This window comes from Pseudomonas sp. B40(2017) (genome assembly GCF_002112855.1).
GTDB classification, from domain to species: Bacteria; Pseudomonadota; Gammaproteobacteria; order Pseudomonadales; family Pseudomonadaceae; genus Aquipseudomonas; species Aquipseudomonas pharyngis.
This window is the reverse complement of the sequence record NZ_NEIT01000002.1, coordinates 181949-202825: the sequence shown is the minus strand read 5'-3', so window position 1 is coordinate 202825 and position 20877 is coordinate 181949. Positions and strand designations below refer to the sequence as shown.

21 protein-coding genes are annotated in these 20877 nt (G+C 61.2%); 12 read left to right on the top strand and 9 right to left on the bottom strand.

Features of this window, described 5'->3' with window-relative positions; translation table 11 throughout:
- Positions 1-20: 20 nt before the first annotated feature.
- The gene (locus CAF76_RS04505; RefSeq protein WP_007959692.1) at positions 21-1190 is read right to left on the bottom strand and encodes an MFS transporter; all 1170 of its coding nucleotides are present in this window, start codon (positions 1188-1190) and stop codon (positions 21-23) included.
- 219 nt (positions 1191-1409) lie between these two features.
- Here CAF76_RS04505 and CAF76_RS04500 point away from each other — a divergent pair, with 219 nt between their 5' ends.
- Together CAF76_RS04500 and CAF76_RS04495 are read left to right on the top strand one after the other, a co-directional pair.
- Positions 1410-2243, top strand: coding sequence for an EamA family transporter (locus tag CAF76_RS04500; protein WP_085646947.1), 834 nt, complete (start codon positions 1410-1412; stop codon positions 2241-2243).
- A gap of 39 nt (positions 2244-2282) precedes the next feature.
- Positions 2283-2666, top strand: coding sequence for an MAPEG family protein (locus tag CAF76_RS04495; protein ID WP_039767967.1), 384 nt, complete (start codon positions 2283-2285; stop codon positions 2664-2666).
- A gap of 49 nt (positions 2667-2715) precedes the next feature.
- Here the strand turns inward: CAF76_RS04495 and CAF76_RS04490 are convergent, their stop codons facing one another.
- Positions 2716-3888: a murein transglycosylase A gene (locus tag CAF76_RS04490; protein WP_085646946.1), complete on the bottom strand. Its 1173-nt coding sequence runs from the start codon at positions 3886-3888 to the stop codon at positions 2716-2718.
- Between the two features lie 128 nt (positions 3889-4016).
- On the opposite strand from CAF76_RS04490, the gene CAF76_RS04485 reads away from it, so the two are divergent.
- A complete protein-coding gene (locus CAF76_RS04485; RefSeq protein ID WP_074692066.1) occupies positions 4017-4466 on the top strand; it encodes a cytochrome c in 450 nt (149 codons plus the stop codon).
- Between the two features lie 42 nt (positions 4467-4508).
- Here the strand turns inward: CAF76_RS04485 and CAF76_RS04480 are convergent, their stop codons facing one another.
- From CAF76_RS04480 to CAF76_RS04465, 4 genes are all read right to left on the bottom strand, one after another.
- The gene (locus tag CAF76_RS04480; RefSeq protein WP_039767970.1) at positions 4509-4904 is read right to left on the bottom strand and encodes a DUF1090 domain-containing protein; all 396 of its coding nucleotides are present in this window, start codon (positions 4902-4904) and stop codon (positions 4509-4511) included.
- Positions 4905-5001: 97 nt separating this feature from the next.
- A complete protein-coding gene (gene ligB / locus CAF76_RS04475) occupies positions 5002-6678 on the bottom strand; it encodes an NAD-dependent DNA ligase LigB (protein ID WP_085646945.1) in 1677 nt (558 codons plus the stop codon).
- A gap of 143 nt (positions 6679-6821) precedes the next feature.
- Positions 6822-8012, bottom strand: coding sequence for a methionine adenosyltransferase (gene metK, locus CAF76_RS04470; protein ID WP_011336330.1), 1191 nt, complete (start codon positions 8010-8012; stop codon positions 6822-6824).
- A gap of 18 nt (positions 8013-8030) precedes the next feature.
- Entirely contained in the window at positions 8031-9026 is a 996-nt protein-coding gene (locus CAF76_RS04465; RefSeq protein WP_085646944.1) for a metalloregulator ArsR/SmtB family transcription factor, read from the bottom strand.
- A gap of 271 nt (positions 9027-9297) precedes the next feature.
- Here CAF76_RS04465 and tkt point away from each other — a divergent pair, with 271 nt between their 5' ends.
- The 6 genes from tkt to fba all read left to right on the top strand — a co-directional run bounded on the left by tkt (position 9298) and on the right by fba (position 15536).
- Positions 9298-11295, top strand: coding sequence for a transketolase (tkt, locus tag CAF76_RS04460; RefSeq protein WP_085646943.1), 1998 nt, complete (start codon positions 9298-9300; stop codon positions 11293-11295).
- 176 nt (positions 11296-11471) lie between these two features.
- Positions 11472-12524: an erythrose-4-phosphate dehydrogenase gene (gene epd, locus CAF76_RS04455; protein WP_064600007.1), complete on the top strand. Its 1053-nt coding sequence runs from the start codon at positions 11472-11474 to the stop codon at positions 12522-12524.
- 12 nt (positions 12525-12536) lie between these two features.
- Positions 12537-13700, top strand: a complete 1164-nt coding sequence (locus CAF76_RS04450) for a phosphoglycerate kinase (protein WP_011336326.1) — start codon at positions 12537-12539, stop codon at positions 13698-13700.
- A gap of 34 nt (positions 13701-13734) precedes the next feature.
- A complete protein-coding gene (locus tag CAF76_RS04445) occupies positions 13735-13956 on the top strand; it encodes a hypothetical protein (protein ID WP_007959706.1) in 222 nt (73 codons plus the stop codon).
- 57 nt (positions 13957-14013) lie between these two features.
- Positions 14014-14346: an MliC family protein gene (locus CAF76_RS04440; RefSeq protein WP_085646942.1), complete on the top strand. Its 333-nt coding sequence runs from the start codon at positions 14014-14016 to the stop codon at positions 14344-14346.
- A 125-nt stretch (positions 14347-14471) separates the two neighbouring features.
- Positions 14472-15536 (top strand): class II fructose-bisphosphate aldolase, encoded by a 1065-nt coding sequence (gene fba / locus CAF76_RS04435; RefSeq protein ID WP_085646941.1) that lies wholly within the window; start codon positions 14472-14474, stop codon positions 15534-15536.
- A gap of 100 nt (positions 15537-15636) precedes the next feature.
- On the opposite strand, the gene CAF76_RS04430 is transcribed toward fba, so the two are convergent.
- The 3 genes from CAF76_RS04430 to CAF76_RS04420 form a co-directional block, all read right to left on the bottom strand.
- On the bottom strand, positions 15637-15888 hold the full coding sequence (locus tag CAF76_RS04430; protein ID WP_085647210.1) for a helix-turn-helix domain-containing protein: 252 nt from the start codon (positions 15886-15888) through the stop codon (positions 15637-15639).
- Between the two features lie 97 nt (positions 15889-15985).
- The gene (locus CAF76_RS04425) at positions 15986-16345 is read right to left on the bottom strand and encodes a DUF6124 family protein (protein WP_085646940.1); all 360 of its coding nucleotides are present in this window, start codon (positions 16343-16345) and stop codon (positions 15986-15988) included.
- A gap of 364 nt (positions 16346-16709) precedes the next feature.
- Positions 16710-17378, bottom strand: a complete 669-nt coding sequence (locus CAF76_RS04420; RefSeq protein ID WP_011336318.1) for a polysaccharide lyase family 7 protein — start codon at positions 17376-17378, stop codon at positions 16710-16712.
- 351 nt (positions 17379-17729) lie between these two features.
- On the opposite strand from CAF76_RS04420, the gene CAF76_RS04415 reads away from it, so the two are divergent.
- From CAF76_RS04415 to CAF76_RS04405, 3 genes are read left to right on the top strand one after another with little or no spacing between them, the layout of a single operon-like run.
- Positions 17730-19853 (top strand): bifunctional diguanylate cyclase/phosphodiesterase, encoded by a 2124-nt coding sequence (locus tag CAF76_RS04415; RefSeq protein ID WP_085646939.1) that lies wholly within the window; start codon positions 17730-17732, stop codon positions 19851-19853.
- A gap of 41 nt (positions 19854-19894) precedes the next feature.
- A complete protein-coding gene (locus CAF76_RS04410; protein ID WP_085646938.1) occupies positions 19895-20386 on the top strand; it encodes a M48 family metallopeptidase in 492 nt (163 codons plus the stop codon).
- A 24-nt stretch (positions 20387-20410) separates the two neighbouring features.
- Entirely contained in the window at positions 20411-20707 is a 297-nt protein-coding gene (locus CAF76_RS04405) for a helix-turn-helix domain-containing protein (RefSeq protein ID WP_064380184.1), read from the top strand.
- Positions 20708-20877: the final 170 nt, after the last annotated feature.

Below are 20877 nucleotides of genomic sequence, written 5' to 3'. Positions count from 1 at the left end.
AATTGTGTCCCCCGGGAAAATCAGCCGGACACATTGACCGCAGCGACACCCCGACGTTGCAGGTAGATGAAAAACAGCGCCGTCAGCACGGTCAGCACGCCTACCAGCGCGCCGGTCCACGGCAGGTCCGCCAGGTCCGCGCCACTGGCCACCACCAGCCCGCCGATCCATGCGCCGGCGGCATTGCCGAGGTTGAAGGCGCTCTGGTTCAGGGTCGAGCCGAGGTTCGGTGCTTCGTGAGCCTGATCGATGATCAGCAGTTGCAGGATCGGGCACAGGGCGAAGGCAAAAATCCCCCACAGCACCAGCGTGATCGCCGCCGGAACCACCGAGCGACTGGTCTGGCTGAACGCCGCCAGAATCACCACCACCGCCAGCGCAACACCCACCAGCGACGGCAACAGACGGCTGTCGGCCAGGCGTCCGCCGAGCATGCTGCCGCCGGTCAGGCCGACACCGAACAACAGCAGCATCACCGTCACGCCGTGGGGGCTGACGCCGGTGATGTCCTGCAGAATCGGCGCGATGTAGGTGAACACGCTGAACAGGCTGGTGGATGCCAGCACGCTCATGCCCAGCGCCAGCAACACGTTGACCTTGCCCAGCACCTTGAACTCGCTGGCGAGGTTGGCCTTGTCCATCGGGATGTGTTTCGGCAACCACAGCCATTGGGCGAGGGCGGCGATCACACCGATCACCGAGACCGCCCAGAAGGTCGAGCGCCAGCCGGCGTACTGGCCGAGCGCGGTGCCCAGCGGTACGCCGAGGACGTTGGCCAGGGTCAGGCCGGTGAACATCATGGCAATCGCCTGCGCCCGCTTGTTCGGTGCGACCAGCCCGGCGGCCACCACCGAACCGATGCCGAAGAACGCGCCGTGGCACAGCGCGGTGACCACTCGCGCCGCCATCAGCGTTGCGTAGTTCGGCGCCAGTGCGCACAGCACGTTGCCGAGGATGAACATCAGCGTCATGCCCAGCAACGTGGCCTTGCGTGGCATGTTGGCGGTGCCGATCGCCAGGATCGGCGCACCGAACACTACGCCCAGGGCGTAGCCGGTGATCAACAGGCCAGCGTGGGGAATGCTCACCGCGAGGTCGCGGGCGACATCGGGCAGCAGGCCCATGATGACGAATTCAGTGGTGCCGATGCCGAAAGCGGCAACAGCGAGTGCAAGCAAAGCGAGTGGCATGCGCAAGGTCTCTGTCGGTAGTCTTGACGCTTTGATCAGGCATACGCAGGCCGGCGACCGGTCTCGGGCGAGAACGGGGCAGGCAGGAATTATTGGAATTTATCTGTGCGCAACTGAGTGCGGCGTGGTCGCTTGCAGTATAAACAGCTGCTGACACATCGCGAATCAATAATCTGACTAATTGGCTCAGGTTCAACAACAAGAACAAAGGAGTGGCACGTGCTGGCGACAGCTCTGGTGTTGGTGGCGGCGCTGTTGCACGCAGCGTGGAACACGTTGATCAAGTTCAGCGCCGAACGGCTGCTGGTGGTGGCCTGCATGGACACCGTGGCGCTGTTGTTCGTCGCGCTGGCGATGCCTTTCATCAGCCTGCCGCCGGCGGAAATCTGGCCGTGGATTCTGGCGTCGGCGGCGTTCGAGCTGCTTTATCGCTACCTGTTGATTCAGGCCTATCGGGTCGGCGACCTGGGGCTGGTCTATCCGTTGATGCGCGGATTGTCACCGCTGGTGGTGCTGGCGCTGACCCTGATCTTCGCCGGCGAAATGCTGACCACCCAGCAGATCTTCGGGATTCTGCTGATCCCGCTGGGCATGGCTTGCCTGCTCTGGCAGGGCGGCGGCGGGAAACATTTGCCGTGGGCGATGCTGCCGGTAGTAGCGCTGATCGGCTTGTGCATCGGTTGCTACACCTACATCGACGGTCAGGCGTTGCGGCGCTGGTCGCATCCGCTGGATTACCTGGTCTGGGTCACGCTGCTCAGTGCCTGGCCTTTCCCGTTGCTGGCGTGGGTGGCCAAGCGGCCGGCGTTCAAGCTGTTCTGGCGCGAGCAATGGAAGCTGGGACTGGCGGTCGGGTTCTGCGTGTTGTTCAGCTACGCTCTGGTGCTGTGGGCGATGCAGTTGGGCTCAATTGCCGAAGCGGCGGCGTTGCGTGAAATCAGCGTGATCCTGGTGGTGCTGTTCGGCATGCGTTACCTGAAAGAACCTTTCGGCCGGCCGCGGCTCTTAGCCTGTGGGCTGGTGCTGATCGGTATGTTGGTGATGAAGTTCTGACCGCCCGGCAACTCTAAAACTCGAAAGAAGGACGGTGTTATGACGGTGGCTTTGTGGTGTGTGTTGATCGCGATTTTTCTGCCCTATCTGTGCACCGTCGTGGCCAAGGCCTCGGGCGGTTTCAGACTGCGGGACAATCATGATCCCCGGGACTTTCTGGACAGCGTGGATGGCGTGGCGCGCCGTGCCCATGCGGCGCAGCTGAACAGTTTTGAAGTGACTCCGGCGTTTGCGGCGGCGGTGATCGTCGCGCACCTGGTGGGCACGGCAGAGCTGGTGACGGTCAATGTGCTGGCGGTGCTGTTCATCACCAGTCGCCTGCTCTACATCATTTGCTATCTGGCGGACTGGGCGGCTCTGCGCTCGTTGGTCTGGTTTGTCGGGATGGTGCTGATTGCCAGTTTCTTCTTCGTTTCGATCTGAACCTGAAAAGATCGCAGGCTGACGAGGCCTGCGATCTTTTGCATTGTGCTTACGGCTTGTCGGCTACCTGCGGCACTTGCGGCAACGCCGCGCCTTTTGGCCAGAGCATCCAGATCTGTCCTTGCTGTTTCATGTCGCCCGCCAGTTGCCCGGCGGCATCGCCGGTGCCCCAGAACAGATCCGCGCGAACCTCACCGGCAATCGCGCCGCCAGTGTCCTGCGCAGCCACCGGGCGTACCAGCGGCGTGCCGTCGGGGCGAGTGGTCGACAGCCACAACAGGCTGCCCAGCGGAATCACCTTGCGGTCCACTGCCGCGCTGTAACCGGCGGTCAGCGGCACATTCAGCGAGCCGCGCGGCCCTTCATTGCTGTCCGGGTTGCGGGTGAAAAACACGTAGCTCGGATTGCTCGCCAGCAGTTCCGGAATGCGCGATGGGTTGGCCTTGGCCCAGTTGCTGATCGCACCCATGGTCACCTCTTCTTTTTTCAGCTCGCCCTGTTCCACCAGCCAGCGGCCGATCGGTCGGTACGGGTGACCATTCTGGTCGGCGTAGGCGATGCGCAGTTGTCGGCCGTCATCAGTCTGAATTCGCCCCGACCCCTGAATCTGCAGGAATTGCAGGTTCATCGGGTCGGTCAGCCACGCCACGACCGGCGCCTTGACGCCTTTGGTCTCGATGGTCGCTGCGTCGTCGTAAGGCTTGAGCACGCGACCTTCGAGGCGGCCGCGCAGGCGCTTGCCTTTGAGTTCCGGGTAAATACTTTCCAGCGAGACAATGATCATGTCTTCGGGCACGCCATACACCGGCACGTTGGCGGTGGCGGTTTGCGTCAGGCTGCCGGGATAGACCGGTTCGTAGTAGCCGGTGATCAGGCCGTTGGGATTGTCGTTTTCGGCGCGCAGGCCGAAGACGTCGAGGTTCTGCTTGAGGAAGGCGCGAATGTCGCCGGCGCTTTGCGGCACGTTGGCGGCTGCCGCACAGGTCGGGCCCCAGACCGGGTCAGCCTTGAGCCGGGTGCACGCGCTGCGCCACGAGCTGAATCCGGCCACCAGATCGCTGTCGGACACCGCAGGCAACGCTTCCCAAGTGGCGCTGGAGTAGGTGGCCAGGGCGTGGGTTTTCGGCTTGGCGCTGTCGCCACCGGTGCAGCCGGCGAGGATCGCCAGCAGCGGCAGGGTGACGATGAGCGGATGACGCCAGGCCTTGAAGCGGCTGTTCATGGAGAATTTCCTGTGCCGGTTGCTGAAGTGCTCCATGCGCTCAAGCAACCCTTATTGTTAATAGGGCTATTGGTGTTTGGCGGTGACGCGAGGATACTGGCCGCCGATTTCCGTGACCTGAAGCCACCATGACTCTTAAAAGAATTTCTGTTGTATTGCTGGCCTGTCTGACCTTGTCCGCCTGTGGCGGTGTCGACCCGAATTCCCCGCTGGGTCAGCGCAAGGCGATCTTCAAGCAGATGCTCAAGACCGGCGAAGACCTGGGTGGCATGTTGCGTGGGCGCATCCCGTTCGACGGAGCGAAATTCGCCGAAGGCGCGGTCAAGCTCGATGCGTTGTCTCATGAGCCGTGGAAACATTTTCCGCAGGTGCGCGAAGAAGATCACACCAGCGCCAAGGACGATGTCTGGCAGAAACAGGCCCGTTTCCAGGAAATGGCCCGCACCCTTGAGGCGGCCACCGGTGAACTGGTGATCGCCAGCAAGGTTCAACCCTACAAGGCCAGTAACCTGGGGCCGGCGGTGCAGAAAGTCGAAGATGCCTGCAGTGCCTGCCATAAAGAGTTTCGCGACCACTGATGTTCAAGGGATCACAGCCTTTGGCCGTGATCCCCGGCTTTCTTACTTGTCGAGTTCGTCCAGCGCGTCCTGCAATTCCTTGCGCGATTCGGCGAGCTTGTTCTTGCGCTTGTCGATCTTCTCCGGATCGCCCTTCTTCATGGCCTTGTCCAGATCAGCCTGACGCCTGCTCACTTCGTGCTTGGCGTCGAGTACCTTGTTTTCCCGCTCTTTCTTCAGGCCGGCGTCGGTGCAGTGTTCGGTGACTTCGCGCAGGGCGGTTTCGAGGCCGGCCTGCTGGTCGGCATTGCCGCGGGACTTGGCCTGTTCGATCTGATTGATGATGCCCTGCTTCTTGGCAGCACAACCGGTCAGGCCCGGCGCGTCTTCGTCGGCCATCACGGGGGCGGCGAGGACTGCGCAGAAAGACAGCAGGGCGAGCGGTGCGAGAAATTTCATAAAAGCTCCATGTGCAAAGGCAATCGTATCGGTGAAGCACTGCGCTGTTGGAGCGCTCCGGCGGACTTGGGTTCCCGGTGGGCCGGGGATTGCGTGTTCAGAAGCCGTCGACACCGGCGGCTTGCAAGGTTTTACTCAGGGCCAGTACCTGCGGGTCACGAAAAAAGGCGCTCAATTGCGCCGCGCGACCCGGGCCGATTCCGGCTTCTGCCTGCCATTGTTCGGTGTTGCGTTGTGCCAGCGTCTGCCATGAATCGGCGAGTGTTGCCTGACCGGTCGGTGGCAGCCCCAGGGCTTTGAGCCACTGCAGGAACGGCCGTTGGCGGGCGCTGTGAAAACTGTGCAGCAGGCGGGCACTGCTGCGCTCGCCGAGACCGGCAATGTTAGCAAGCTCCGGCCCGTCGAGGGTCAACCAATCCAGCAGGCTGTTCAGGCGGCCTGTTTCCAGAAGTTTCTCCCAGGTGCCGCGACCGACATGGGGCAGGGCCAGTCCCTGCTTGCCGCTGAGCCAGGTCAGGCGGGCGAGGAACTGGCTTTCGCAGCCCGGCGTCGGTTGCCAGCAGCTCAGGGCGTGAAAGTCGCGGGCGAGCGGAACGTTCAGATCCACGCGTTCAGTGCTGCGCAGCACCACGCTGTCGAGGCGCGGAATCGTCAGCCCGGCCAGGCTGATTGCCACCTGATCGCCGGGCCGAATGTCCAGTTCCTGCCAGCGCCTGAGCGAACTGACGCTGACCCGTTTGATCTGCCGGTCATCGAGCATCACCGGCGACAGTTCAAGCACCGGCGTAATGCGCCCGGTGCGGCCGATCTTGAAGTTCACCTTGCGCACATCGGCCAGTGCCTGGGCAAAAGGGTATTTCCAGGCGACAGCCCAGTAGGGCGGACGAGCCTGCCAGCGCTCTGCCGGTGGCCGCAGGCTTTGGCGCAGAACCACTCCGTCCGTGGCAAATGGCAGTGGCGAGCGATACCAGTGATCGCGCCAGTGTTGCGCTTCGTTCAGGCTGGCGACGGCCTGGGTGTAGGGCTCCGTGGTAGGAAAACCGAACTGCGTAAGGGCCGCGATTCGCTCCGGCAAGTCCTTCGGCCCTTGCGGCCAGTCCCAGACAAACAGCCCGATGCCGGCAGCGTGTTCCGCGTCGAGATCCTTGCGCCCCAGTAGCCCGGCCACGGTGGCGCGGGCGTTGGCGCTGCCGGCACGAGCCTGTGTATGTCCGTTCAAACGCCAGTAGAGTTCGCCTTGCACCAGCATGTCCTGCGGTTGCGTCAGCTGTTGCGGAATGGCTCCGATTCTTTTTGCCGACTCCGTCCAGTCCTGCCCGCGAACACCATCACCGCGACTGATCGCCTGATGCAATCGGCCGTCGCGATAGATCAGGGTGACCGCCACGCCATCGACCTTGGGTTGCACCCATACGTTTTGGCGGTCGCGCAGCCAGGTCGCGATGTCCGCCGCGTCATGAAGTTTGTCCAGACCAGTGTGAGCGACCGGGTGCGCAACCGGGCCTGACGTGGTGCGCAACGGCTCGGGCGGTGAGGGAAGTTTGAAGCACCGGCGCCATTGGTTCAGGCGCAGGCGGGACTGATCGTAGAGCTCATCGGCGATCACCGAACGACCTTCGCGATGATAGGCGTCGTCCCAGCGGTCGATCTGTTGTTGCAGGGCGGCGACTTCGCTCGAAGCCCGGGCGGCGGCCCAGTCGGGGCAGTCGGCAGCGAAGGTGTTGAGGTGGAAAAACGGCAGGAAAAACAAAAACAGGCGCAGTGTGGCAAGCATCGTGAGCGTCCTTGCTCAGAGAGATACCTGAAGGCTAGCCGGGATTTTGAAGCGGGCCGGGCGGCTGTTTTGCCGGTTGTTTCGCGGCCATGAAAAAGCCCCGCACGGCGAACCGTGCGGGGCTTCTTGTACCGCCAGGAAAATTACAGGCCGGCAGCGGAACGCAGAGCGTCGGCGCGGTCGGTTTTTTCCCAGGTGAACGTGGAGAAGGTGTCTTCGCCAACGGTCTTGGTCTGCGGAGCGCGGCCGAAGTGGCCGTAGGCTGCGGTTTCCTGGTACATCGGGTGCAGCAGGTCCAGCATGGTGGTGATCGCGTATGGACGCAGGTCGAACACTTCGCGGACCAGTTTGATGATCTTGTCATCGCTGATCTTGCCGGTGCCGAAGGTGTTCAGCGAGATCGAGGTAGGCTGGGCCACACCGATCGCGTAGGAAACCTGGATCTCGCAACGCTCGGCCAGGCCGGCCGCCACGATGTTCTTGGCAACGTAACGGCCAGCGTAGGCCGCCGAACGGTCAACCTTGGATGGATCTTTACCGGAGAACGCGCCGCCGCCGTGACGGGCCATGCCGCCGTAGCTGTCGACGATGATCTTGCGACCGGTCAGACCGCAGTCACCTACCGGGCCGCCAATGATGAACTGGCCGGTCGGGTTGATGTGGAACTGGGTGTCCTTGCTCAGCAGTTCGGCAGGCAGCACGTGCTTGACGATCAGCTCCATCACGCCTTCGCGCAGGTCGTTGTACGACACTTCAGGGTTGTGCTGGGTCGACAGAACCACAGCGTCGATACCGACAACCTTGCCGCCTTCGTAACGGCAGGTCACTTGCGACTTGGCGTCCGGACGCAGCCAGGGCAGCAGACCCGACTTGCGGGCTTCGGCCTGACGCTGCACCAGCTGGTGCGAGAAGGTGATCGGTGCCGGCATCAGCACGTCGGTTTCGTTGCTGGCGTAGCCGAACATCAGGCCCTGGTCGCCGGCGCCCTGATCTTCAGGCTTGGCACGGTCAACACCCTGGTTGATGTCAGGGGACTGCTTGCCGATGATGTTCATCACGCCGCAGGTCGCACCGTCGAAGCCGACGTCGGAGCTGGTGTAGCCGATGTCGCAGATCACGTCACGAACGATCTGCTCCAGGTCGACCCAGGCGCTGGTGGTCACTTCACCGGCAACGATGGCCACGCCAGTCTTGACCAGGGTTTCCACCGCAACGCGTGCGTGCTTGTCCTGGGCAATGATGGCGTCCAGCACTGCATCGGAAATCTGGTCGGCGATTTTGTCCGGATGTCCTTCAGACACGGACTCGGAGGTGAAGAGGGAGTATTCGCTCATCTCGATGTTTTCCTGAATTTACCGATGGTGAGTGTCGCCAGCCGGTCGCTGAAAATGGCGGACCTGGATCTGGAAACCATTACGTAAGCCTACATAGAGGCTTTCCCCGGGAACGAGTCCCGCAGCGGTGGCCCAACGGGCCAGATCGTCCTGTTCAAACCCCAACCACAGATCACCGCAGGCCTCCCTGGCCCAACTCTGGTTGTGGCTACATAACTCTGTCACGAGCAGGCTACCGCCCGGTTGCAGCAGGCTGGCCATGTGCTTGAGCGCTTCGGCCGGCGCGGCGAAATGGTGCAACACCATGTTCAACACCACGCAATCGGCCTGAAGGCTTGTGCCATTCAATGCATCGGCCAATTGCAGGCTGACGTTAGCCAGCTGTTCACGTTCACATACCTGGCGGGCCAGTTCGAGCATCGCCGCGCTGTTGTCCAGTGCGGTTACGGTGCCGAAGCGACGCGCCAGTTCCGGCAGGAAAGCTCCATCGCCGGGGCCGACTTCAATGGCCGTGGCAGCGCCATTGAAATTCAGTTTGTCGAGCAGGGCCAGCACGCTTTCACGGTACTGCGGCAGACCGGCAATCAAATCCTGCTGGGCGCGGAATTTCTCCGCGACCCGGGCGAAAAAGTCCTGGCTGTTGGCCGCGCGTTGCCCGTGAACCTGTGCGATCCGGGCTTCCACGTCGGCCGGCAGCGGCAGATTGTCGACTTCTTCTAACAATGCAGCGTGCAACTTGCCGCCCAGCAACTCAGTGTGGGGCAGGGCGCGGCGATAGAACACCGCATTGCCTTCGCGGCGAGTCGCCACCAGATCCGCCTGCGCCAGCACTTTAAGGTGATGGCTCATGCCGGATTGGCCGATATCGAAAATCTGCGCCAGTTCCAGTACGCCGAACGAGTCGTTGGCCAGTGCGCGCAATACATTCAGCCGCAGCGGATCGCCGCCGGCCTTGCACAGGGCCGCCAGCTCGTCGCAATCGTCATGGCGAATGGAAGGCACGCGTAGGTTCATAGGGCTGGCAGTCTAGTGACGGCCCGGAAGCATCGCAAGGTCTATATCAAAAAGTTTTGATATTGCTCGATGGATGGCGCATTCGATTGCACTTCTCACCGCCCGGCTAACTCTACAAACCAACAGCGGAAAGGTTTCACCAACCGAAACCGATGTTATCCATGGGAAAAACGCCTCCGGATGACTATCTATCATTGCCCCGAGGCGCTCGGGTGAGGGAAAATGCCCTCCTTTTTTCCGTTTCAATCTATTCACACCCAGGAGATCAGCGATGCCTAGCCGTCGTGAGCGTGCCAACGCCATTCGTGCCCTCAGCATGGATGCCGTGCAAAAAGCCAACAGCGGCCATCCCGGTGCCCCTATGGGTATGGCAGATATCGCCGAAGTGCTTTGGCGCGACTACCTCAAGCACAACCCGAGCAATCCATCGTTCGCCGACCGTGACCGCTTCGTGCTGTCCAACGGCCACGGCTCGATGTTGATCTACTCGCTGCTGCACCTGACCGGCTACGACCTGTCGATCGACGACCTGAAGCAATTCCGTCAATTGCACAGCCGTACGCCGGGCCACCCGGAATTCGGTTACACCCCGGGCGTTGAAACCACCACCGGCCCGCTGGGTCAGGGTCTGGCCAACGCCGTGGGCTTCGCCCTGGCAGAAAAAGTACTGGGCGCGCAGTTCAACCGTCCCGGCCACAACATCGTCGACCACCACACCTACGTGTTCCTGGGCGATGGCTGCATGATGGAAGGCATTTCCCACGAAGTCGCTTCCCTGGCCGGCACTCTGGGCCTGGGCAAACTGATCGCCTTCTACGATGACAACGGCATCTCCATCGACGGCGAAGTCGAAGGCTGGTTCACCGACGACACGCCGAAGCGTTTCGAATCGTACAACTGGCAAGTGATCCGCAACGTCGACGGTCACGACCCGGAAGAGATCAAGACCGCCATCGAGACCGCTCGCAAGAGCCCGCTGCCGACCCTGATCTGCTGCAAGACCACCATCGGTTTCGGTTCGCCGAACAAGCAAGGCAAGGAAGATTGCCACGGCGCCCCGCTGGGTGACGCGGAAATCGCACTGACCCGTCAGGCGTTGAACTGGAACCACGGCCCGTTCGAAATCCCGGCCGACATCTATGCCGAGTGGGATGCCAAGGAAAAAGGCCGCGCCGCCGAAGCCGAGTGGGATCAGCGTTTCGCTGCCTACTCCGCCGCGTTCCCGACCGAAGCCAACGAACTGATCCGTCGCCTGAGCGGCGAACTGCCGGCCGACTTCTCCGAGAAAGCTGACGCCTACATCGCCGACGTTGCGGCCAAAGGCGAAACCATCGCCAGCCGTAAAGCCAGCCAGAACGCCCTGAACGCGTTCGGCCCGCTGCTGCCGGAAGTGCTGGGCGGTTCGGCTGACCTGGCCGGTTCCAACCTGACCCTGTGGAAAGGCTGCAAAGGCGTCAGCGCCGAAGACGCCAGCGGCAACTACATGTACTACGGCGTGCGCGAATTCGGCATGACCGCGATCATGAACGGCGTTGCCCTGCACGGCGGTCTGGTGCCTTACGGCGCGACCTTCCTGATGTTCATGGAATACGCCCGCAACGCAGTGCGCATGTCCGCTCTGATGAAGCAGCGCGTGATCCACGTCTACACCCACGACTCCATCGGTCTGGGCGAAGACGGCCCGACGCACCAGCCGATCGAGCAACTGACCAGCCTGCGCAGCACGCCGAACCTCGACACCTGGCGTCCAGCCGATGCCGTTGAATCGGCCGTGGCCTGGAAAAACGCTCTGGAGCGCAAGGACGGCCCGTCGGCGCTGATCTTCTCGCGTCAGAACCTGCAGCACCAAACCCGTGATGCCGGCCAGATCGCCGACATCTGCCGTGGTGGTTACGTGCTGAAGGATTGCGCAGGCGAGCCTGAGCTGATCCTGATCGCGACCGGTTCGGAAGTCGGTCTGGCCGTTCAGGCCTACGACAAACTCACCGAGCAGGGCCGCAAGGTGCGCGTGGTTTCCATGCCATGCACCAGCGCGTTCGACGCTCAGGACGCCAGCTACAAGCAAGCGGTCCTGCCGTTGCAGGTCAGCGCGCGTATCGCGATCGAAGCGGCCCACGCCGACTTCTGGTTCAAGTACGTGGGTCTGGAAGGTCGCGTGATCGGCATGACCACCTACGGCGAATCGGCTCCGGCTTCGGCACTGTTCGAAGAGTTCGGCTTCACCCTGGAAAACATCCTGGGTCAGGCTGAAGAGCTGCTGGAAGACTGATCCAGAAAAGGTGTCGCCTGAACTGACGCCTTCGCGGGCAAGCCCGCTCCCACAGGTTCTTTGGTGTACACAAAATGTGTGACCAGCCTAGAACACTGTGGGAGCGGGCTTGCCCGCGAAAGCGGTGGTTCGGGCAACATCGCACTGCCTGATTCACCACGGTAATCGAGAACCCCATGCCTCAACCGCGTCCCTACAAAGTTGCACTCAACGGCTACGGCCGGATTGGTCGTTGCGTCTTGCGTGCGTTGTTCGAGCGAGGCCCGGCGGCAGGGTTTGAAATTGTCGCGATCAACGATCTGGCCGACATGGCCAGCATCGAATACCTGACACGCTTCGACTCCACCCACGGCCGGTTCCCCGGCGAAGTGAAGGTCGACGGCGATTGTCTGCATATTAATGGCGACTGCGTGAAGGTCCTGCGCAGTGCCACCCCCGAAGGCATCGATTGGGCGTCGCTGGGCGTCGATCTGGTGCTCGAATGCTCCGGCGCCTGGCACACCCGCGCAGATGGCCAGCGTTTCCTCGACGCCGGCGCGCCGCGTGTGCTGTTTTCGCAGCCGATGGCCAGTGAGGCGGATGTCGACGCCACCATCGTCTACGGCGTCAATCAGGATTGCCTGACCGGCGACGAACTGCTGGTGTCCAACGCCTCCTGCACCACCAACTGCGGCGTGCCGCTGTTGCGTCTGCTGGATCAGGCGGTCGGCCTGGATTACGTGTCGATCACCACGATTCACTCGGCGATGAACGATCAGCCGGTGATCGACGCCTATCACCACGAAGACCTGCGCCGCACCCGTTCGGCGTTCCAGTCGGTGATCCCGGTGTCCACCGGTCTGGCGCGTGGCATCGAGCGCCTGCTGCCGGAACTTGCCGGGCGAATTCAGGCCAAAGCCGTACGCGTGCCGACGGTCAACGTGTCCTGCCTCGACATCACGATGCAGACCGCGAGCGACACCGACGCCGGCGAGGTCAACCGGATCCTGCGCGACGCCGCCACCAGCGGCCCGCTCAAAGGTCTGCTGGCCTACACCGAATTGCCTCACGCCAGTTGTGATTTCAACCATGACCCACATTCGGCCATCGTCGATGCCAGTCAGACCCGCGTTTCCGGCCCTCGGCTGGTGAACATCCTGGCCTGGTTCGACAACGAATGGGGTTTTGCCAACCGAATGCTGGATGTTGCAGAACACTATCTGCAAACAGCGACTTCAAAAAAACCGTAGGAAGTGCGACCCATGACCGTGTTGAAGATGTCCGACCTCGATCTGCAAGGTAAGCGCGTATTGATCCGCGAAGACCTCAACGTCCCAGTCAAGGACGGTGTTGTCACCAGCGATGCGCGTATCCTGGCTTCGCTGCCGACCATCAAGCTGGCCCTGGAAAAAGGCGCGGCCGTGATGGTCTGCTCGCACCTGGGTCGTCCGACCGAAGGCGAATTCTCCGCCGAGAACAGCCTCAAGCCTGTCGCCGACTACCTGAGCAAGGCCCTGGGCCGCGAAGTGCCGCTGGTGGCTGATTACCTGGGCGGCGTTGACGTCAAGGCCGGCGACATCGTGCTGTTCGAAAACGTGCGCTTCAACAAGGGCGAGAAAAAGAACGCCGACGAATTGGCCCAGCAATATGCCGCCCTGTGCGACGTGTTCGTGATGGACGCTTTCGGCACCGCTCACCGCGCTGAAGGTTCAACGCACGGTGTAGCCAAGTTCGCCAAGGTCGCCGCTGCCGGCCCGCTGCTGGCTGCTGAGCTTGATGCACTGGGCAAAGCCCTGGGCGCCCCGGCCAAGCCAATGGCTGCCATCGTTGCCGGCTCCAAGGTGTCGACCAAACTCGACGTGCTGAACAGCCTGAGCCAAATCTGCGATCAACTGATCGTCGGCGGCGGCATCGCCAACACCTTCCTCGCTGCGGCCGGTCACCCGGTCGGCAAGTCGCTGTACGAGCCGGACCTGTTGGATACCGCTCGCGCCATTGCCGCTAAAGTCAGCGTGCCGCTGCCGGTGGACGTGGTGGTTGCCAAGGAATTCGCTGAAAGCGCCGAAGCGACCGTCAAGCTGATCGCTGACGTGGCTGCCGACGACATGATCCTCGACATCGGCCCGCAAACCGCGGCCAACTTCGCCGAACTGCTGAAGTCGTCGAAAACCATCCTGTGGAACGGCCCGGTCGGCGTGTTCGAATTCGACCAGTTCGGCAACGGCACCAAAGTGCTGGCCGAAGCCATCGCCGAAAGCGCGGCGTTCTCGATTGCCGGCGGTGGCGACACCCTGGCGGCCATCGATAAATATGGCGTGGCTGAAAAGATCTCCTACATTTCCACCGGCGGTGGCGCGTTCCTCGAATTCGTCGAAGGCAAGGTGCTGCCGGCCGTTGAAGTCCTGGAAAGCCGGGCCAAGGCCTGAGGCCGCCCGATTGGCCAGGCAAAGGAGTGTTCAGATGGTCAAGTCGTTAGCGCTGTTGCTGCTGACCGGTACGCTGGCGGCCTGCGGGAGTAACCCGAAGGCCGAGCCGACACCGGCACCGGGCGAGGCCCAGAAAGGCTGCTACCAGGCCGACTGGCAGGCCGAAACCAACCCGGTGCTGAACAAGCGCTCGGGCCCGGACGGTCTGGACAAATACGAGACGCAAACCCCGGCCAAGGAACATGGTTGTCCTTGACCGGTCTGACTCTTTAACTCAGGGCCGGCGGCGTGCGCTGCCGGTCGAGGAACACGGATGAAAGGCTTGATCGCCGTTGCGGCACTGGGATTGTTGGGTGGTTGCGCGCAGTGGAACCCGTTCCAGTCATCCGCCCCTGTGGATAACTGGACCACCTGGACCTGCGACAGCCAGGCCAGGGTGCTGTGGCGCTACACCGATGCCGCCCGCAAGGAAGTCGATGTGCGTCTGGGCGGCGGTGATCAGGTCTATCACCTGAAAGAAGAGCCGGGCGCCTCGGGCGCGCTGTACAGCGACGACATGCTGGCGTTTCACATCAAAGGTGAGGAAGGCCTGGTTTACTGGGTCGCCACCAATGATTTGATCGGTCGGGGCTGCAAAGCCGAATAAAACAGAATTTGCTTTATCGAATCACCAGGCCGGGCCTCAACCCCCGATCTGCAATCACTTGAATAGCCGCCGCCGCTCCGGCAGGCTGGCACGATTAACGACCCAAACCGGGAGAGACACACACAATGGCACTTATCAGCATGCGCCAGATGCTGGACCACGCAGCCGAGTTCGGCTACGGCGTTCCAGCCTTCAACGTCAACAACCTTGAGCAGATGCGCGCCATCATGGAAGCCGCTGACAAGACTGACTCCCCGGTGATCGTCCAGGCTTCGGCCGGTGCCCGCAAATACGCCGGCGCCCCGTTCCTGCGTCACCTGATCCTGGCGGCAATCGAAGAATTCCCGCACATCCCGGTGTGCATGCACCAGGACCACGGCACCAGCCCTGACGTCTGCCAGCGCTCGATCCAACTGGGCTTCAGCTCGGTCATGATGGACGGTTCCCTCGGCGAAGACGGCAAGACCCCGACCGACTACGAATACAACGTCCGCGTTACCCAACAAACCGTGGCCATGGCTCACGCCTGCGGCGTTTCGGTTGAAGGCGAGCTGGGCTGCCTGGGTTCGCTGGAAACCGGCATGGCCGGTGAAGAGGACGGCATCGGCGCCGAAGGCGTTCTGGATCACAGCCAGATGCTGACCGACCCGGAAGAAGCTGCTGACTTCGTCAAGAAGACTCAAGTTGATGCCCTGGCCATCGCCATCGGCACCAGCCACGGCGCCTACAAGTTCACCAAGCCACCTACCGGTGACGTGCTGGCCATCGACCGCATCAAGGAAATCCACAAACGCATCCCCAACACCCACCTGGTGATGCACGGTTCCTCGTCGGTTCCACAAGAATGGCTGGCGATCATCAACCAGTACGGCGGCGACATCAAAGAAACCTACGGCGTACCGGTTGAAGAAATCGTCGAAGGCATCAAGCACGGCGTGCGCAAGGTCAACATCGACACCGATCTGCGTCTGGCATCCACCGGCGCCATGCGTCGCCTGATGGCCACCAACCCGAGCGAGTTCGACCCACGTAAATTCTTCGGCGAAACCGTGAAGGCCATGCGCGATGTATGTATCGCTCGTTACGAAGCTTTCGGTACCGCTGGCAACGCTTCGAAGATCAAGCCGATCTCGCTGGAAGCCATGTACCAGCGTTATCTGAAGGGTGAGTTGAACGCCAAGGTCAATTGAGACTGGGTGTTGAGCTGACTGAATAAAAAATCCGCCGAGAGGCGGATTTTTTATGGGTGGTGATTTTTGCGTGGATTAAGAACTATCCAAAAATCAGAGATCATTTGAATACCTCCGCAAGCTCTTCAAGAGTCGGCATTACAGCTGGAATGACAACAAGCTCACTATCCAGAGCTGCCAGGGTGCGTGCGTAGGCGATCATGCTGACAGATGGAGCGCCTTTCTCCACTGCGATGATTTTGTATCGCGTCAGCCCCGCGAGCTCGGCAAGTTGTACTTGCGTCAGGCCAAGAGCTATACGTTTTTCGCGTAGTTGATTACCTAGACGGCTGATCAATAGGACGTAGTCCATGTTCCGCTTCCGCAACATTTAAAGATTCATGTTGTGCAAACATCACATTTCACTTCGAGAAACCCGCCGTGAAGCGGGTTTATTTAGATAGAGCGGATTACTTCGGCTCAACGTGATCCAGCGCCTGATTCACTGCCAGTTCTCCCAGCATCACCAGTTGTGCGATGCCTATCGCGGTTTTGCGGTCGGCGGGGGTTAGGGAGGCGGCGAAGTTGTTGAGCATTTCGCTGGCGGAGCCGAGGGTTTCGCTGGCGTTGGCCAGCAGGGACTCGGTGTTGTAGGCGGGGTTGGCGAAGTACATGCGGTCGGGTTCGTTCACCGTGGCCATGATGCGGGCGCCGGGGCAGAGGTAGTGGTCGAGGGCGCGTTCGGCGGCTTCGTTGAGTTTTTTGGGGTCGATGGAATCGTAGGGGGAGGCCGGGTCTGTGACCGGCGGATGAGGCGTCGATATAGTCATTTGCTCAAAACCTGATTGGAGTGCCCCCGCTCTGGCTACTAATCAAAGTGGAGGCAACTGTACGCAGGTTAGTAGACCGGGGTTTCGAGCAAGCCGGCGCACCCGAAGGTGCCCTGCGCACAGTCGCCATCAGGCGCAGGAATCGAAATTCCTGACTGACAGATGCTTGTGCACAAGCTCGAAGCCACGGGCTACTAAACCCGATCACTGCGAATCAGTGACCCGAATCAAGTTACCGACGGCCCTCCAGGCGCACAAGCCGGCGGATTCTGGCGTAGTGGTAGGCAGTGACGCAAGCCGTTGTAGGCTTCGGGACGTTACGTGCACAGCCTTTAAACAGCGGCCTTAAACGTGCGCGGCATCGCTATTTATCGTGATCAATATCCAACTTGCTGAACGTCACCTGCCCACCCTCGCTGGTGTACCCGGTGTTGTCCTGCACATACACGCCCGCCTTGAAGTACAGCGGTTTGTTGCGCCACGTCGCGCTGATCTGCGAATCCCACTGATACCCGGCCGCACTCACGCCCAGTGCACCGCCGGGGCTCAGGTGAATGAGGTAGTTGAACTCGCGATTGAGTTTGATCCCGGTGGCGAGGGTGATAACGCGGCTTTCGTCCTGATCCGGATGGGTGCGCAGTTTGATCACCAGGTTGCCGGTCTCGGTTTTTTCTTTGTATTGGTACTCAAGCTTGAGCATCGGCTTCTGGCTTTCGTAGGCGTGGATCTGGCCGATGACGATCTTGCCCGAGCTGGGCACCTTGTTGACCGACAGGGTCGCGCGCAGCAGGTTGTCGGCGTCGGGGTAATACCAGTTGCGCAATGTTCCGTTGCTGTAGGTTTCGCGCAGTTCGGTGCGCGGGTAGATGGCGTTTTCGGTTTTCGAGCCGGTCACCGGGGACCAGAAGAACAAGGTGCCGGTGTCGGAATGGAAGTACTGATCCTTGAAGCCGTTCACCAGTTTGGAGGTTTCGACGGTGTAGGGCGGGCTGCCAACGGGAACGCTGAGGTTCCAGGTTGCGAGGTCGATCATGTCGGTTCTTCCACTCTATTTCTCTTGCACGCGCGTGCCAGAAGCTCTAGCCCGCGCCTCTTGGGGGCGGCCTTTATAAGCGTAGAGGGATTTTTTGTTAATGGCCGTCCGGCAGATGATTGGCGTCAACATCCTGTCGAAATGCCACCTTTCCCGGTTTTCGGGGGCTTCAGCGGTGACCGTTAGTCGGCTGCCTGCTGGTTTGTTTAAATGATGGCTGGATGACAGCTATTGCTTTTACAGATCCCGGACTAGAGTGAAGACTCGGTGACTGTACGGTTTTCACGAGAAGCCGCCCGGAACACTGACCCGAGATGCCCCGACACGAGTTGTCCCGACAAGAGAAGCAGCATGGAATGCGCGCAACCCCAGCCAGGTGAAGGCAGCTCAGTCCTTTTGATCGTCGATGATTACCCTGAAAACCTGATCAGCATGCGCGCGTTGCTGCAGCGCCAGGACTGGCAGGTATTGACCGCCGCTTCCGGTTACGAAGCGCTCAACCTGTTGCTCGAACACGACATCGACCTGGTGCTGCTGGATGTGCAGATGCCGGGCATGGACGGTTTCGAAGTCGCGCGGCTGATGCGCGGCAGTCAGCGCACGCGCCTGACCCCGATCATTTTCCTCACCGCCAACGAGCAGTCCCAGGACGCCGTGATCAAGGGTTACGCCAGCGGGGCGGTGGATTACCTGTTCAAACCCTTCGATCCGCAGATTCTCAAACCCAAAGTCCAGGCGCTGCTGGAACACCAGCGCAATCGCCGGGCCTTGCAGCGCTTGAGTCAGGATCTGGAATCGGCGCGGGCCTTCAATGCCTCGGTGCTGGATAACGCCGCCGAAGGGATTCTGGTGTTGGGCGAGGATGGCTTGATCCGCTTCGCCAACCCGGCGATTTCCCGGCTGCTCAATGCGCCGGTCAAGGAACTGGAAGGGCAGGAATTTCTCGATTACCTGCAGAAACCGCATATTCCGCTGTGGGCCGATTCCGAGTTTTACGCCGGTTACAAACGTGGCGAGACCCTGCGTCTACACGACGCGTCGCTGCGCACCGCGCCGGGGCAGCAGGTGCCGGTGGCCTTGTCCTGTGCGCCGCTGCCGAGTGAACAGCACGCGATGGTGGTGACGGTGCTGGACATGTCGGTGGTGCGTCATCTGCATCAACAGCTGGAATTTCAGGCGGTCACCGACCCGCTGACCGGGCTGCTCAATCGCCGGGGTTTTTACCAGACTGTGGAAAACCTGCTGTTGCGCGGCGAGCGCACGGACAGCAGTTGGGTGTTGATGTACCTCGATCTCGACGGCTTCAAAAGGGTCAACGATTCCCTCGGCCATGATGCCGGGGACCGGGTGTTGCGCTGGGTCTCCGAACAATTGAAAGCCTGCCTGCGGCCGTTCGACATTCTGGCGCGGATGGGCGGTGACGAGTTCACCGCGCTGCTGGATCTGGAATTCCCCGAGCAAGCGGCGAAGATCGCCGAGAAGCTCATCGAGCGGGTGTCGATCTGTCAGCAGATTGAAGGGCTGGATATTGCGCTGGGTGCGAGTATCGGCATCGCCACTTACCCGGATTGCGGCAACAACCTCGACGGTTTGCTGCGTGCTTCGGACATCGCCATGTACGAGGCCAAGCGTGCCGGGCGTCAGCAATATCGCTTCTACGATCATGAAATGAACGGCCGCGCGCGGTCGCGGCTGATGCTGGAAGAAAGCGTGCGTAATGCCATCGAGAACCGCGATTTCAATCTGGTGTATCAGCCGCAGGTGGCCATTGGCGATGGTCGCGTTCGTGGTTTCGAGGCGTTGCTGCGCTGGCAGCATCCGAGTGTCGGCGACGTGCCGCCGGGGCTGTTCCTGCCGTTGCTGGAAGAGGCGACGTTGATCAGCCGCCTCGGCAGCTGGATCTATCATCGCAGCGCCGGGCAGCGTAAGGCGTGGGAGGCCGAGTTCTCCAAGGATCTGGTGATCGGCGTGAGCCTGAGCAACACTCAGTTCGGCCTGCCGAATCTGGTGACCGAATTGCGCCAGGTGCTGGAGCGCCATGGTTTGCAGCCGCACCAGATGGAAGTGGAAGTCACCGAAGAGGCGCTGACGATCAACCCGGACGAGACCCGCAAGCAGCTGAAGCTGCTGCGCAATCTCGGGGTGCGGGTGGCGCTGGATGATTTCGGTTCCGGAGCCTGCTCGCTGGCGCATCTGCGCGATCTGGAACTGGACACTCTCAAGCTCGATCGCCACCTGATCGCCCGATTGCCGGACTCGTCCCGCGACGCTTCGCTGGTGCGCACGGTCATCGACTTATGCAAGGAATACGGCTTGCTGGTGATTGCCGAAGGCGTGGAAACCGTCGAGCAATACCAGTGGCTGCAAGCCCATGGTTGTCAGTACGTGCAAGGCTTTCTGGTGGCGCGGCCGTTGGTCGCCGAGGACACCGTACGCTTTACCGAGCCGTTCGACTGGAGCGCGTTGGCCGGTTGAATTCGCTACACTGGCGGCCTTTTCATGACCCGTGCCGCCCCATGACTGCGTTGAAATACCTCCAGGCCTATCCCGCGAATCTGCAGGATCAGGTGCGCCAATTGATCGCCGACAACCGCCTCGGTGATTACCTGAGCCAACGCTACCCGGGCCGCCACGATGTGCAGAGCGACAAGGCGTTGTACGGCTACGCGCTGGACCTGAAGCAGGAATACCTGCGCAACGCCCCGGCCATCGACAAGGTGCTGTTCGACAACCGCCTTGATCTGACTCATCGCGCTCTCGGCCTGCACACCACGGTGTCGCGGGTGCAGGGCAGCAAGCTCAAGGCCAAGAAAGAGATCCGCATCGCCTCGCTGTTCAAGGACGCCGCGCCGGAGTTTCTGAAGATGATCGTCGTCCACGAGTTGGCGCACTTCAAGGAGTCGGATCACAACAAGGCGTTCTATAAATTATGTGAGCACATGCTGCCGGGCTACCACCAGGTCGAGTTCGACCTGCGGGTGTATCTGACCTGGCGGGACATGCAATAAGACATCAAACAACGGAGCGCATGCATGGACGTAAGCAAGACCAAGAGCAGTTTCTACCGGCGCTTGTACGTGGCGTACCTGATCGACAGCGGCCTGGCCAGCAGCGTGCCGGCGTTGACCGAGGTCACCGGCATGCCCCGGCGTACGGCGCAGGACACGATTGCGGCGCTGGCGGATCTGGATATCGTCTGTGAGTTCGAACAGGAAGAGGGCGCGCGCAATCATGCGGGGCGCTACCGGATTCGCGACTGGGGGGCGATTGATCGGGGGTGGATCGAGCGGAATTTGCGGCAGATCAAGGCTGTTCTCGAGTATCCCTGAGTTGGGTGTTTGCCTTTAGGTCGCTGCCCTCACCCCAGCCCTCCCGAAACGTCGGACCGCCCGGAGGGAGAGGGGGCTGACCGAGGTGTCTTGCGTCATACATCGACCTGATCAAGTGTGGCGATTATGGATTCAACAACGCTCGTTCAGGTCGTTGTATCTCCCGAATA

Coding starts and splice junctions, on each gene's coding strand:
- CAF76_RS04405 (WP_064380184.1), top strand. CDS start 20,411: ATGGACGTAAGCAAGACCAAGAGCAGTTTCTACCGGCGCTTGTACGTG.
- CAF76_RS04430 (WP_085647210.1), bottom strand. CDS start 15,888: ATGGACTACGTCCTATTGATCAGCCGTCTAGGTAATCAACTACGCGAA.
- CAF76_RS04440 (WP_085646942.1), top strand. CDS start 14,014: ATGAAAGGCTTGATCGCCGTTGCGGCACTGGGATTGTTGGGTGGTTGC.
- CAF76_RS04490 (WP_085646946.1), bottom strand. CDS start 3,888: ATGAACAGCCGCTTCAAGGCCTGGCGTCATCCGCTCATCGTCACCCTG.
- CAF76_RS04505 (WP_007959692.1), bottom strand. CDS start 1,190: ATGCCACTCGCTTTGCTTGCACTCGCTGTTGCCGCTTTCGGCATCGGC.
- tkt (WP_085646943.1), top strand. CDS start 9,298: ATGCCTAGCCGTCGTGAGCGTGCCAACGCCATTCGTGCCCTCAGCATG.
- metK (WP_011336330.1), bottom strand. CDS start 8,012: ATGAGCGAATACTCCCTCTTCACCTCCGAGTCCGTGTCTGAAGGACAT.
- epd (WP_064600007.1), top strand. CDS start 11,472: ATGCCTCAACCGCGTCCCTACAAAGTTGCACTCAACGGCTACGGCCGG.
- fba (WP_085646941.1), top strand. CDS start 14,472: ATGGCACTTATCAGCATGCGCCAGATGCTGGACCACGCAGCCGAGTTC.
- ligB (WP_085646945.1), bottom strand. CDS start 6,678: ATGCTTGCCACACTGCGCCTGTTTTTGTTTTTCCTGCCGTTTTTCCAC.
- CAF76_RS04495 (WP_039767967.1), top strand. CDS start 2,283: ATGACGGTGGCTTTGTGGTGTGTGTTGATCGCGATTTTTCTGCCCTAT.
- CAF76_RS04465 (WP_085646944.1), bottom strand. CDS start 9,026: ATGAACCTACGCGTGCCTTCCATTCGCCATGACGATTGCGACGAGCTG.
- CAF76_RS04450 (WP_011336326.1), top strand. CDS start 12,537: ATGACCGTGTTGAAGATGTCCGACCTCGATCTGCAAGGTAAGCGCGTA.
- CAF76_RS04485 (WP_074692066.1), top strand. CDS start 4,017: ATGACTCTTAAAAGAATTTCTGTTGTATTGCTGGCCTGTCTGACCTTG.
- CAF76_RS04415 (WP_085646939.1), top strand. CDS start 17,730: ATGGAATGCGCGCAACCCCAGCCAGGTGAAGGCAGCTCAGTCCTTTTG.
- CAF76_RS04480 (WP_039767970.1), bottom strand. CDS start 4,904: ATGAAATTTCTCGCACCGCTCGCCCTGCTGTCTTTCTGCGCAGTCCTC.
- CAF76_RS04420 (WP_011336318.1), bottom strand. CDS start 17,378: ATGATCGACCTCGCAACCTGGAACCTCAGCGTTCCCGTTGGCAGCCCG.
- CAF76_RS04410 (WP_085646938.1), top strand. CDS start 19,895: ATGACTGCGTTGAAATACCTCCAGGCCTATCCCGCGAATCTGCAGGAT.
- CAF76_RS04425 (WP_085646940.1), bottom strand. CDS start 16,345: ATGACTATATCGACGCCTCATCCGCCGGTCACAGACCCGGCCTCCCCC.
- CAF76_RS04445 (WP_007959706.1), top strand. CDS start 13,735: ATGGTCAAGTCGTTAGCGCTGTTGCTGCTGACCGGTACGCTGGCGGCC.